A 12,359-nucleotide genomic window follows, 5' to 3' on the forward strand; every position below is an offset into this window, starting at 1 on the left:
TTAGCTTATAGCCACAGGTAATTTAGAACCGCCGTGAATAGCGTTAGACGTTATCGATCCCAAGGCGGGCTATCCAGAGCGGTGCGCGACAACTATGCTTCACGCACATCTTAATGATTGATCTCTATGTGCGGCCCAAATGAAAATTGACGATATCGATGCCTTTGTCGAAGTGATTCGTTGCCAGTCCATCAGCCATGCCGCCGAGTCGTTGCAACTGACCCAGCCGGCTATTACCCGCCGTGTGCAGAACTTTGAGCAGGCACTGGGGGTGGAGCTGTTCGACCGCAACACCAAACCCCTCAAGCCGACGCTGATCGGCACTCGCGTCTATGAACAATGCCGGCTGATCCTGCGCGAGATGGATGCCCTGCGCGAACTGGTGGCCACCGATGCACCGCCCACCGGCGTGTTACGCCTGGGCGTCCCGCAAACCATTGGCGATGTGGTGTTGCTGGATGCGCTCAAGCACCTGCGCACTGAATACGCCGACCTGCGCGCCCAGGTTGCCACCGGTTGGGGCAGCCAACTGGTCGGCAAGATCGAACGCGGCGAACTGGATGCGGCGGTGGCGTTGTTCCCGGCGGGCAAGATTTTCCCGGACAACGTTGTCGGCGAGTCCATCGGCAAGATGGAGCTGGTGGTGGTCTGTGCCAAGGCGCAGCTGCCGAAGAAGCCGTGCAAACTGGCGGACGTATACCAGAACGGCTGGATCCTCAACCCGGATGGTTGCGGCTTCCGTGCCGGGTTGCAACGCACCTTGTCGGACCAGGGCCTGGCGTTGCGGGTCAACCTGGAAACCTTCGGCACCGAGTTGCAACTGGGCCTGGTGGCGGATGGGCTGGGCCTTGGCCTGGTGCCACGTCCGTTGTTGGAACGCAGCGCTCAGCGCGAGCACCTGGCAGTGATGCCGCTCAAGGATTTCAAACCGGTGATGGATTTGTGGCTGATCTATCCGCACTTTCTCGGCAACCTGCAAGGGCCGGTGGATGCGTTCGGGCAATGGGTGGCGGCTTCTTTGCACAAGGTTCGCGCAGTGGCGTGATATGAAAAAAAATAATAATTAGCTTAGATTAAAATGTGCTTTTTATTATTTTTTTGCTTCCCCTAGGCTGGCCTGACGTCCTTAAGGCCATCCAGGAAGTTTTGTCATGAGCAGCGTCACCTCGCTATCGAGTGTTTCCAATACTGTCCGCCAACGTGTTACGCCAGAGGAATGGGAGGTGCGTGTCAAACTGGCCGCCGCCTATCGCCTGGCGGCCCTGTACAAGTGGACCGACCATATCTATACCCATTTCTCGGCCCGTGTGCCGGGGCCCGATGAGCATTTCCTGATTAACGCCTTTGGGCTGTTGTTCGATGAAATCACTGCGTCCAACCTGGTTAAGGTCGATCTGGACGGCACTCTCGTCGATGATCCTACGGGCCTTGGCATCAACTACGCCGGTTATGTGATCCACAGTGCCATTCACGGCGCGCGCCACGATTTGCAAGCGGTGCTGCACACCCATACCCGCGACGGCATTGCCGTGTCGGCGCAGAAGGGCGGCTTGCTGCCGATCTCCCAGCACGCCATTGCGTTCTCAGGGCGCGTGGCCTACCACGGCTATGAAGGCGTGGCCCTGGACCTGGACGAGCGCGAGCGGCTGGTCGCGGATTTGGGCGACAAGAGCGTGATGATCCTGCGCAACCATGGCTTGTTGACGGCGGGTGTCAGCGTCGAGCACGCCTTTCAGCAACTGCAAGGCCTGGAGCGCGCGTGCAATATCCAGATTGCTGCGCAGGCGGCGGGGAATGCCGAGTTGGTTTTCCCGCCCGCAGAGGTGGTAGCCAAGGTCGAGCAGCAGGCCAAGGTGTTCAGCAATGGGGAAGGGCCGGGCGTGGCACGGCATTGGAATGCGCTGGTGCGGCAGTTGGAGCGCACCGATACCGACTACAAGAACTGATCCTGAGTGCGCAGCAAATCAAATGTGGGAGGGAGCAAGCCCCCTCCCACATTTTTTACGACTTGCTGTGTGCCTAAGCCACTTGCTGGGCCTGTTCTCTCTCTGCGACCAACTGGCGGGTGAGGGGAATCAACTTCTTGCCATAGTCGATCGCATCATTGAGCGGATCAAACCCGCGAATCAGGAACGTGGTAATCCCCAGGTCGTAATAATCCAGCAGCGCCTCGGCCACTTGCTCCGCCGTGCCCACCAGCGAGGTGGAATTACCCTGCGCCCCAAGTAACCCGGCAATTCCCGTCCACAAGCGCTTATCCAGCCGCGACCCCTGCGCCGCCGCCGCCAGCAAGCGCCGCGAGCCTTCATTCGGCGGTTCACGGCGCACAAAACCATGCTGCTCGGCCAGCGCCGTGGCCTGCTGCAGAATCTGCTCGGCACGTTGCCACGCCAGTTCCTCGGTGTCGGCGAGGATCGGCCGTAGAGACAAACTGAAGCGAATCGTACGCCCATGCCTGGCCGCTTCTGCCCGCACCTGGGTCACCACTTCGCGTACCTGTTCATAGGTCTCCCCCCACAGCGCATACACATCCGCGTGCTTGCCGGCCACTGCGATCGCAGCAGCTGAGGAACCGCCAAAGTACAGTGGAATATGCGGTTGTTGCGGCGACTTCACCGTGGAGTGCGCGCCTTGCACTTGGTAGTACGTGCCGGTGAAGTCGAAGGGATGCTCGCTGGTCCATTCCTGGCGCACCACGTCCAGGTACTCTTCGGTGCGCGCATAGCGCTCGTTCTTGCCGATATGGCTGCCATCGGCACGCAGTTCCTGGTCATCGCCACCGGTGATGATGTGCACGGCGGTACGCCCTCCGTTGAACACATCCAGCGTGGCGAACTGGCGAGCAGCCAATGTGGGTTGGGCAAAACCCGGGCGGTGGGCGATAAGAAATTGCAGTCGGGTGGTGACGCTGGCCGCATGGGCCGCGATCAACGTGCTGTCCGGGCTGTTGGAATGGAATGCCACCAGGGCGCGGTCGAACCCCGCCGTTTCGTGGGCACGGGCGACGGTTTCAACGTAGTCCGGTTGCAGAGTCGGGCCGCTGCGCGGGTGGATTTCCGAGGCGTGATGGCCGCCGATATAGCCGATGAATTCGATGCTCATGGTCAGGTCCTTGTCGAGGTCGGTAAACAAGCCTCCACCGGGCAGGGGGTCGGTCCGTCGCATGAAAGTAGGGCTCACGGGCCAATCTGTAAAATGCCGATTGGTTCTAACCTAATTATAAAATTAAAGAATAATTATGATTGATTATTATAGAAGATGCTTTTTGGCTTTGATCTCAAATGGAGAGCGTTTATAGATAAGGCCTCTAAAACGTGGCGCATTTCTAATGCCTCGCCTTGGCTCGACAGCGCCTGCAAATGAACTACCTTGAGTGACGAGCCCTCCCAATCGGTACTCAAGTATGCGCAGCTTATGGACGCGGTATCTGGCGTTGCTGGAAAACGACCTGAGCACCCAGATTTTCGACAACGTGAAGAACCTGTTGGTGTGCGCGCTGTTGTTTGCGGCGGGTACCGATACGTTGATGGGGCGACGTGAGTTATTTATCGGGGTGTTCGCCTCCAACGTCGCTGGCTGGGGGCTGATTATCCTGTCGGCGTTGTTGATGTTGTTGAATGTCAGTGACGGTATCCGCCGACTCGCCAGGTTGCCTTATCACCTGGCGCTGCAAGTGTTATTGATCCTGGTGTATGTGGTGATTGCAGAGCGGGTGGTAGAGATTGTGTGGGGCTTCCGCGCTCATTAACGTATCCTCCGCGCCTCGCTTATCACTGATTTAAACAAAGATGACAGGACAAGACATGCAGGCGCTGCTGGAGTCGATTCTCGACGAAGTGCGCCCCCTGATCGGCCTCGGCAAAGTGGCCGACTACATCCCTGCGCTGGCCGACGTGCCCGCCGACCAACTGGGCATTGCGGTCTACGGCAACGATGGCACGGCCTACAGCGCCGGTGATGCCGACACGCTGTTCTCGGTACAAAGCATCTCCAAGGTCTTCAGCCTGGTGCAGGCCATTGATCACGGCGGCGAAAGCATCTGGGAACGCCTGGGCCATGAGCCCTCGGGGCAACCGTTCAACTCCATGGTGCAACTGGAATTCGAACGCGGCCGCCCGCGCAATCCGTTTATCAATGCCGGCGCCCTGGTGATCTGCGACATCAACCAATCGCGCTTTGCGGTGCCGATCTTGTCGATGCGCGACTTTGTACGGCGCCTGTCGGGTAACCCGCAGATCCTGGTCAACAGCGTGGTCGCCGAATCCGAAGCCCAGCACGGTGCGCGCAATGCGGCCATGGCCTACCTGATGAAATCCTTCGGTAACTTCCATAACGACGTGCATGCAGTGCTGCACAGTTACTTCAATTACTGCGCGTTGCAGATGAGCTGCCTGGACCTGGCCCGGGCCTTCAGTTTCTTGGCCAATGAAGGCGTGAGCGCCCACAGTGGCGAGCAGATCTTGACGGCGCGGCAGACCAAGCAGGTCAACTCGATCATGGCCACCAGCGGGCTGTATGACGAGGCGGGCAATTTTGCCTATCGCGTCGGGTTGCCGGGCAAGAGCGGGGTAGGCGGGGGGATCGTCGCGGTGGTGCCTGGGCAGTTCACGGTATGTGTGTGGTCGCCGGAGTTGAACGCGGCGGGGAACTCGCTGGCGGGGATGAAGGCGTTGGAATTGTTGAGTGAGCGGATTGGGTGGTCGGTGTTTTAGGGGCGCGGTGGAACGCTGAATAACAGGCGCCATAAAAACGGAATGTGGGAGGGGGCTTGCATCTTCAGTGTTCTGGGGAGTGATGTACGGCCTGGCTTTATGTGGCGGGGCAGGCTTCACCAAGACTTTGTCTACCAGCAACTGCGCGCCTTCAGCATCCGGCAGATGCCCAGCGTTCATCCAGGCTGCCTGCGTCATCCTTGACGATCTTCGCGAGCAAGCTCGCTCCTCCGGGAGGCTAGCGGCGCCGCTTTTTGAGTTGCGGCACAATCATGCCCACCTCACGCTGGTAGCGTTGATAGGGCTCACCAAACAGCTGCACCAGATCCCTTTCTTCGAAACGGGCACCCACGAACAAATAAACCGACATCCCCAGTGCGAACAACAGATGGCCTGCCGTCATATGCGGGGTTGCCCAGAGCGCGATCAAAAACCCCAGGTACATCGGGTGACGCACGACCCGGTAGAGCAGCGGCGTTTTAAATATCGCCGCCTTTTGTGGGGCGTTTCGCCAATGATCAAAGGCCTGTTTTAACCCGAACAGTTCGAAGTGACTGATCAGGAAGGTTGCCAGCAACACCAAGCCCCAGCCCAGCCAGAACAGACCTGACAACAGTGCCTTGGCCCAAGCCGCTTCAACCTCCCAGACGGTGTATGGAATGGGTTGCCACAGCCAGAACGTCACCCCAAGCACCAGGCTACTGAGCAGCACATAGGTGGAGCGTTCAGCCACAGGTGCAATGAGCGCGGTCATTCTATCCTTGAAGCTTCTACGCGCCATGAGGCTGTGCTGGACACCGAACAGGATCAACAGTAGCCCGTTGATCAGCACAGCAGTCGGCCAGTCGACAGCTGGCCCATCGTTAATGTTCTTGGGCACCAGCACGCCACCTGTGAAGCCTATGAGGTATAAAACTGCGGCCAGGAAAATCAGGTAGCAGGCGATGCTGTAGAGCAGACAGAGCAGATGCACTGTCAGGTTGTTGGTTTGTTTTTGCGGGCGCATGGACGACTCCTTTCGCACATGGTGACGGGAGAAGTGAGTCAGGCTAGTGGAGTTTGCCCTGCCCGTAACCTGTGAGAATTGACAGTTGCTTAGACGGATTGGCGATGAGTTTTCACGAGTTTGAGAGGTGTGCGAGCCTAAAAAATGCGCCCCTGAGGGCGCATTCTTTTGTCAGTCAGCTATCGCCTGTCAGGCAATCGCATCCCAGGCACGATCACCTTTCTCGTCCTTGATCCGAGTCGGCAACCCCATCACATCCAGCGCCTTGAGGAACGGCTCAGCCGGCAGTTCCTCAACGTTGGCCATGTGCTTCACGTCCCATTCGCCACGGGCAACCAGCAGCGCAGCGGCTACGGGTGGAACGCCTGCGGTGTAGGAGATGCCTTGGCTGTCGGTCTCGGCATACGCCTCTTCGTGATCAGCCACGTTGTAGATGAACATCTCGCGTGGCTGGCCGCCTTTGGTGCCTTTGACCAGGTCGCCGATGCAGGTCTTGCCGGTGTAGCCCGGGGCAAGCGATGACGGGTCGGGCAGCACGGCCTTGACCACTTTCAACGGCACCACTTCCAGGCCTTCGGCGGTCTTGACCGGTTTTTCCGAGAGCAGGCCGAGGTTTTTCAGCACGGTGAACACGTTGATGTAGTGCTCGCCAAAGCTCATCCAGAACCGCACGTTGGGCACGTCGAGGTTTTTCGACAGCGAGTGCACTTCATCGTGGCCGGTGAGGTAGAGGTTTTGCGAGCCGACTACCGGCAGGTCGTCGGTACGTTTGACTTCGAACATGGTGTTGCTGGTCCACTGGCTGTTCTGCCAGCTCCACACCTGCCCGGTGAATTCGCGGAAGTTGATTTCCGGATCGAAATTGGTGGCGAAGTATTTGCCATGGGAGCCGGCATTGACGTCGAGAATGTCGATCGAATCAATGCGGTCGAAATGCTGTTGCTGCGCCAGCGCGGCGTACGCGTTGACGACACCCGGGTCGAAGCCCACGCCAAGGATGGCGGTGATGTTCTTCTGTTTGCACTCTTGCAGGTGGTTCCATTCGTAGTTGCCGTACCACGGCGGGGTCTCGCAGACCTTGCCCGGCTCTTCGTGGATGGCAGTGTCGAGGTAGGCAACGCCCGTGTCGATGCAGGCACGCAGCACCGACATGTTGAGGAACGCGGAACCTACGTTGATGACGATCTGCGACTCGGTCTCGCGGATCAGGGCCTTGGTCGCTTCCACGTCCAGGGCGTTCAGCGCAAAGGCCTGGATATCGGCGGGTACCTTGAGGCTACCCTTGGCCTTGACGCTGTCGATGATGGCCTGGCATTTGGAGATGTTGCGCGACGCGATAGCAATACGACCGAGTTCGTCGTTGTGCTGCGCGCACTTGTGGGCCACCACCTTGGCGACACCTCCTGCACCAATGATAAGAACGTTCTTTTTCAATTGCTTTATTTCTCCTATATCCGCCAGCTTAGGAAAGGCTGGACAGGTAGTCGTCGTAACCAAATTCACGAACCACCTCGACTGTACCGTCGAGTTGTTTCACTACGATGGACGGCATTTTCAGGCCGTTGAACCAATTTTTCTTGACCATGGTGTAGCCCGCGGTGTCGATGAACGACAGCCGATCGCCGATGGCCAGCGGACGATCAAATTGATACTCGCCGAAGATGTCCCCGGCCAGGCAGGATTTGCCGCACACCATGTAGGTATGTTCGCCCTCGCTCGGCGCCAGCTTGGCGTTGAGGCGATAGATCAGCAGGTCCAGCAGGTGGGCTTCGATGGAGCTGTCTACTACGGCGAGGTTCTTGCCGTTGTAGAGGGTGTCGAGCACGGTGACTTCCAGGGAGGCGCTATTAGTGATCGCTGCTTCGCCGGGTTCCAGGTACACCTGCACGCCATACTTCTCGGAAAACGCCTTCAAGCGCGCGCAGAACGCGTCCAGTGCATAGCCTTCACCGGTGAAATGGATGCCGCCGCCGAGGCTGACCCACTTGACCTTGTGCAGCAGCTCACCGAAGCGTTCCTCGATGGTGCCGAGCATCTTGTCGAACAGGCTGAAGTCGCCGTTCTCGCAGTTGTTGTGGAACATGAAGCCGGAGATCTGATCGATCACGCCATCGATCTTCACCGGGTCCCACTCGCCCAGGCGGCTGAACGGGCGCGCAGGGTCGGCCAGCAGGTAATCGGAGCTGCTCACCTGCGGGTTTACGCGCAGGCCACGGGTCTTGCCTTCGCTGCGCTCGGCAAAGCGCTGCAGCTGGCTGATGGAGTTGAAGATGATCTTGTCGCAGTTCTCGAGCATCTCTTCGATTTCATCGTCGGCCCAGGCCACGCTGTAGGCGTGCGCTTCACCTTCGAACTTCTGGCGACCGAGCTTCAACTCGTACAGCGACGACGAGGTGGTGCCGTCCATGTATTGCTGCATCAAGTCGAACACCGACCAAGTGGCAAAACACTTGAGCGCCAGCAGAGCCTTGGCGCCGGACTGCTCGCGCACATAGGCAATCTTCTGCATGTTGACCAGAAGCTTCTGTTTATCGATGAGGTAGTACGGCGTTTTGATCATTTTTGAGAGCCTGCGGCGGTGCCTGCCAAAAAAGGACACGCATTGTGCCCGCACTTGGGGCAGATCGAAAGGTTAGCGGGCGGAAATTGCGCGCTTGCGTTTAAGCATACGGAACGAGTGTGACCGTTCGTTAGGATGACGGTAATAACTGCCAGTCCGGTTATGGGCAATGCGCAGCCGTACAAACATGAATGGATCTTGTGATGATCTAGAATTAAATGAGTTTGTCTCACTATTGCCGACTGCCGACAATGAGCGCCATAAACATCGACATTGGAGCTTTACGTCATGGCAGTCGCTCATTCCCTCGGATTTCCGCGCATTGGACGCGATCGTGAACTGAAAAAAGCGCAGGAAGCGTTCTGGAAAGGCGAGCTCGACGAAGCCGGCCTGCGCGCCGTTGGCCGTGACCTGCGCAAGACCCATTGGGCGCTGCAAAAACAGGCCGGTATTGAACTGCTGCCCGCTGGTGATTTCGCCTGGTACGACCAGGTGCTGACTCACTCGCTGATGTTTGGCGTGATCCCCGAGCGTTTCCGCCCGGCCGATGGCCACGCCACGTTGCACACCTTGTTCGCCATGGCTCGTGGCGTCAGTGACACCTGCTGCGGCGGTGCTCACGCTCAGGAGATGACCAAGTGGTTCGATACCAACTATCACTATCTGGTGCCGGAGTTCAGCGCCGATCAGCAGTTCCATCTGGGTTGGGATCAACTGTTCGAAGAGGTCAAGGAAGCCCGTGACCTGGGCCACACCGTCAAGCCTGTCGTCATTGGCCCGCTGACCTACCTGTGGCTGGGCAAGGCCAAGGGCGACGCTTTTGACAAGCTTGATCTGCTTGAGCGCTTGCTGCCGCTGTACGGGCAGATCTTCCAGCGCCTGGCGGACCTGGGCGTGGAGTGGGTGCAGATCGACGAGCCGATCCTGGTGCTCGACTTGCCGCAGGACTGGAAGAATGCGTTCGAGCGTGCCTATAACCTGATCCAGCGGGACCCGCTGAAAAAACTGGTGGCTACCTACTTCGGTGGCCTGGAAGAAAACCTCGGCCTGGCGGCCAACTTGCCGGTGGATGGCCTGCACATCGACCTGGTGCGAGCACCGGAACAGTACCCGACTATCCTGGATCGCTTGCCGGCCTATAAGGTGTTGTCCCTGGGGGTGGTCAATGGCCGCAACGTGTGGCGTTGCGACCTGGAGAAGGCCCTGGCCACGTTGCAGCATGCCCAAGAGAAGCTCGGCGATCGCCTGTGGGTCGCGCCGTCCTGCTCGTTACTGCATAGCCCGGTTGACCTGGGCCGTGAAGACAAGCTGGATACCGAGTTGAAAAGCTGGCTGGCCTTTGCCGTGCAAAAGTGCGAAGAAGTGGCGCTGCTGGCCCAAGCTGTCGACCAGCCCGAGGCACCCGCTGTACTTGCCGCCCTGGCTGAAAACCGTGCCGTACAGGATGCTCGCCAGGCATCGACACGGATCCACAAGCCTGCCGTACAAGCCCGCGTTGCCGCTATCACCGAGCAGGACAGCCAGCGCCAGTCGCCGTTTGCCCAGCGTATCGAGAAGCAGCGCGCCGGCCTGAACCTGCCACTGTTGCCGACCACCACCATCGGTTCGTTCCCGCAGACCGCGGCGATCCGCCTGGCGCGCCAGTCGTACAAGGCCGGCAAGTTGAGCGAAGCCGAATACGTCGAAGCCATGCACAGCGAGATCAAGCACGCTGTCCAGGTGCAGGAAAACCTCGGCCTGGATGTGCTGGTGCACGGTGAGGCCGAGCGTAACGACATGGTCGAGTACTTCGCCGAACAACTGGATGGCTACGCGTTCACTCGTTTCGGCTGGGTGCAGAGCTACGGTTCTCGTTGCGTGAAGCCGGCAGTGATCTTCGGTGACCTGAGCCGCCCGAAAGCCATGACCGTGGAGTGGATCCGCTACGCCCAGGGGCTGACCGACAAGGTATTGAAGGGCATGTTGACCGGCCCGGTAACGATGCTGATGTGGTCGTTCCCGCGGGAAGATGTGAGCCGCGAAGTGCAGGCCCGGCAACTGGCCCTGGCGATTCGTGACGAAGTGGTGGACCTGGAAGCCGCCGGCATCAAGATCGTGCAGATTGACGAAGCCGCGTTCCGCGAAGGTTTGCCGTTACGCCAGGCACAGTGGCAACACTACCTCGACTGGGCCACCGAAGCATTCCGCCTGTGCGCCGGCGGTGTGCGAGACGAGACCCAGATCCACACTCACATGTGCTACAGCGAGTTCAACGATGTGATCGAGTCCATCGCGGCGATGGATGCCGACGTGATTACCATCGAAACTTCGCGCTCGGACATGGAGTTGCTTGATGCCTTTGAGGCCTTTGACTACCCGAACGACATCGGCCCCGGCGTGTATGACATCCACTCGCCACGGGTGCCCGATGTATCGCAGATGGCTAACTTGCTGCGCAAGGCTGCCAAGCGGATTCCGGCGGAGCGTTTGTGGGTCAATCCCGATTGCGGCTTGAAGACCCGCGGTTGGCCGGAGACGGAGGCGGCGCTCATTCACATGGTCACCGCCGCCCGCCAACTACGCGCTGAATTGGCCTGATATTGTCTGCAAGTGTGGGAGGGGGCTTGCCCCCGATGGCGGCTAAACCGGCATCCCTGCCGGTTTACCCCCCAAATCCCTGTCGAATTCCGGCCAGCGTGGTTTAACGGGGCGCCTGAGATCAAAAGCAGATCAAGAGCGGCTCGCTTCGCATCGTGGTTACGGTCGGCAGCTACAAAGTTGTGTAGATACCTATGCCCCGATTGCGGTAGTTCAGCCAAGGAATTGGATACTGATCCACCGCTATCGGGAGCAAGCCTCCTCCCACATTTTGAGCCGCGTCAGGTCAGAGGTACTTGAGCCAGGCGATATCGCGTCGGCGCGCTTTGAGCCCGGCAAACCAACGTACCGGCGGGTATAGCACCAGCGGCAACACCAAAGCTGCCAACCACACCGCACCGATGCTGTCGAAGCCGAAATAGTTGCCGTGGTTGAGCCCAAACCACTCCACACAGGCGACATACAGCACCTTCAGCACATACAGATGCAGCAGATAAAAGAACATCGGCGCCGCACCAAACACCGCCAGCACGCCAATCCAGCGCTTATGCCCGGCGCGTTCGAATGCCAGCAACAGCAACAATCCAACCCCCAATGTCAACGCCAGGAACAGCAGCGACGGCGGGTACTTGGTGATGTTGAAGAAGCTCATCAGGGTCTGCACGCCATTGTCATACACGGACCAAGGCTGCTCGCCATAGCCATTGACTGCCCGCAGCAGCACAAAACCCATTAATGCCGCCACACCCGCGATCAGCAAATGACGCTGACGCACAGCCGGTAGTGCGGTAGTGGCAAACCATGGCCCGAGCCCATAGCCCAGGGCGATCACACCGATCCACGGCAGCACCGGATAAGTCACGCGCAGACGCAGGTTTTCCGACGCCTGGATCCAGCTGCGCTCATGCAGGATTGACCAGCCAGTCTGCAACGCCGAATCCTGGGCAAAGTGCACTCCGTCAAGCAGGTTATGCCCGGCGATGATCACCAGCGCCAAGCTGATCAGCAGCGGGCGCGGCAACCACACCAGTGCTGCGAGGGCGATCATGCTCACGCCGATGGCCCAGATCACTTGCATATAGATCACACTGGGCGGCAACTGGAAGGTCCACGCGAAATTGACCAAGGTGAATTCCAGCACCACCAGAAACAGCCCACGTTTGAACAAAAAGGCCGACACATCGCGTCGTCCCTGATACTTCTGGCCGTACAGCCACGCCGACAATCCAGTGAGCAACACAAATACCGGCGCGCAGAGATGGGCGAGGGTGCGGCTGACAAACAGCGCAGGCTCGGTGCTGTCGATGCTCATCGGGTCGCTGACCTGGCGATGCAACAGGAAGGTTTCGCGCACATGGTCCAGTAGCATGAACAGGATCACCAGGCCGCGCAGGGCGTCGATGGACTGCAGGCGTTGGCGTAAGGTAGTAGCGTCAGTCATAAGTGGGAATCACAAGCGGGCAAATAATTGACGTTATCCTATAACATTTATTGAGGCACATGA

General features: G+C 58.8%; 10 protein-coding genes. 5 read left to right on the forward strand and 5 right to left on the reverse strand.

The window, feature by feature from the left end; translation table 11 throughout:
• The first annotated feature begins 139 nt into the window (after positions 1–139).
• Together PSEBG33_RS15125 and PSEBG33_RS15120 are read left to right on the forward strand one after the other, a co-directional pair.
• Positions 140–1,045 (forward strand): LysR family transcriptional regulator, encoded by a 906-nt coding sequence (locus PSEBG33_RS15125; protein ID WP_005787677.1) that lies wholly within the window; start codon positions 140–142, stop codon positions 1,043–1,045.
• 106 nt (positions 1,046–1,151) lie between these two features.
• The gene (locus PSEBG33_RS15120) at positions 1,152–1,946 is read left to right on the forward strand and encodes a class II aldolase/adducin family protein (RefSeq protein WP_005787679.1); all 795 of its coding nucleotides are present in this window, start codon (positions 1,152–1,154) and stop codon (positions 1,944–1,946) included.
• 73 nt (positions 1,947–2,019) lie between these two features.
• Here PSEBG33_RS15120 and PSEBG33_RS15115 read toward each other — a convergent pair whose 3' ends face one another.
• Positions 2,020–3,102, reverse strand: a complete 1,083-nt coding sequence (locus tag PSEBG33_RS15115; RefSeq protein ID WP_032803859.1) for an LLM class flavin-dependent oxidoreductase — start codon at positions 3,100–3,102, stop codon at positions 2,020–2,022.
• Between the two features lie 301 nt (positions 3,103–3,403).
• Here PSEBG33_RS15115 and PSEBG33_RS15110 point away from each other — a divergent pair, with 301 nt between their 5' ends.
• The gene (locus tag PSEBG33_RS15110; protein WP_005787683.1) at positions 3,404–3,748 is read left to right on the forward strand and encodes a hypothetical protein; all 345 of its coding nucleotides are present in this window, start codon (positions 3,404–3,406) and stop codon (positions 3,746–3,748) included.
• Between the two features lie 55 nt (positions 3,749–3,803).
• A complete protein-coding gene (gene glsB / locus PSEBG33_RS15105) occupies positions 3,804–4,712 on the forward strand; it encodes a glutaminase B (protein WP_005787684.1) in 909 nt (302 codons plus the stop codon).
• Between the two features lie 238 nt (positions 4,713–4,950).
• Here the strand turns inward: glsB and mddA are convergent, their stop codons facing one another.
• The 3 genes from mddA to PSEBG33_RS15090 form a co-directional block, all read right to left on the reverse strand.
• Positions 4,951–5,718 (reverse strand): methanethiol S-methyltransferase, encoded by a 768-nt coding sequence (mddA, locus tag PSEBG33_RS15100; protein WP_005787686.1) that lies wholly within the window; start codon positions 5,716–5,718, stop codon positions 4,951–4,953.
• Positions 5,719–5,907: 189 nt separating this feature from the next.
• A complete protein-coding gene (locus tag PSEBG33_RS15095; RefSeq protein ID WP_005787687.1) occupies positions 5,908–7,152 on the reverse strand; it encodes a saccharopine dehydrogenase family protein in 1,245 nt (414 codons plus the stop codon).
• A 28-nt stretch (positions 7,153–7,180) separates the two neighbouring features.
• Positions 7,181–8,278, reverse strand: coding sequence for a carboxynorspermidine decarboxylase (locus tag PSEBG33_RS15090; protein WP_005787689.1), 1,098 nt, complete (start codon positions 8,276–8,278; stop codon positions 7,181–7,183).
• A 288-nt stretch (positions 8,279–8,566) separates the two neighbouring features.
• On the opposite strand from PSEBG33_RS15090, the gene metE reads away from it, so the two are divergent.
• Complete coding sequence (gene metE, locus PSEBG33_RS15085) at positions 8,567–10,855, forward strand: 5-methyltetrahydropteroyltriglutamate--homocysteine S-methyltransferase (RefSeq protein WP_005787691.1); 2,289 nt, start codon at positions 8,567–8,569, stop codon at positions 10,853–10,855.
• Positions 10,856–11,141: 286 nt separating this feature from the next.
• On the opposite strand, the gene PSEBG33_RS15080 is transcribed toward metE, so the two are convergent.
• Positions 11,142–12,296 carry a DUF1624 domain-containing protein gene (locus PSEBG33_RS15080; protein ID WP_005787694.1) on the reverse strand — a complete coding sequence of 385 codons (1,155 nt, stop codon included), beginning with the start codon at positions 12,294–12,296 and terminating at the stop codon, positions 11,142–11,144.
• Positions 12,297–12,359: the final 63 nt, after the last annotated feature.

The organism is Pseudomonas synxantha BG33R, from assembly GCF_000263715.2.
Taxonomy (GTDB): domain Bacteria; phylum Pseudomonadota; class Gammaproteobacteria; order Pseudomonadales; family Pseudomonadaceae; genus Aquipseudomonas; species Aquipseudomonas synxantha_A.

What these genes read in the sequence shown, in the direction of transcription:
- PSEBG33_RS15125 (WP_005787677.1), top strand. Translation starts at nt 140, where the DNA reads ATGAAAATTGACGATATCGATGCCTTTGTCGAAGTGATTCGTTGCCAG.
- PSEBG33_RS15120 (WP_005787679.1), top strand. Translation starts at nt 1,152, where the DNA reads ATGAGCAGCGTCACCTCGCTATCGAGTGTTTCCAATACTGTCCGCCAA.
- PSEBG33_RS15115 (WP_032803859.1), bottom strand. Translation starts at nt 3,102, where the DNA reads ATGAGCATCGAATTCATCGGCTATATCGGCGGCCATCACGCCTCGGAA.
- PSEBG33_RS15110 (WP_005787683.1), top strand. Translation starts at nt 3,404, where the DNA reads ATGCGCAGCTTATGGACGCGGTATCTGGCGTTGCTGGAAAACGACCTG.
- glsB (WP_005787684.1), top strand. Translation starts at nt 3,804, where the DNA reads ATGCAGGCGCTGCTGGAGTCGATTCTCGACGAAGTGCGCCCCCTGATC.
- mddA (WP_005787686.1), bottom strand. Translation starts at nt 5,718, where the DNA reads ATGCGCCCGCAAAAACAAACCAACAACCTGACAGTGCATCTGCTCTGT.
- PSEBG33_RS15090 (WP_005787689.1), bottom strand. Translation starts at nt 8,278, where the DNA reads ATGATCAAAACGCCGTACTACCTCATCGATAAACAGAAGCTTCTGGTC.
- metE (WP_005787691.1), top strand. Translation starts at nt 8,567, where the DNA reads ATGGCAGTCGCTCATTCCCTCGGATTTCCGCGCATTGGACGCGATCGT.
- PSEBG33_RS15080 (WP_005787694.1), bottom strand. Translation starts at nt 12,296, where the DNA reads ATGACTGACGCTACTACCTTACGCCAACGCCTGCAGTCCATCGACGCC.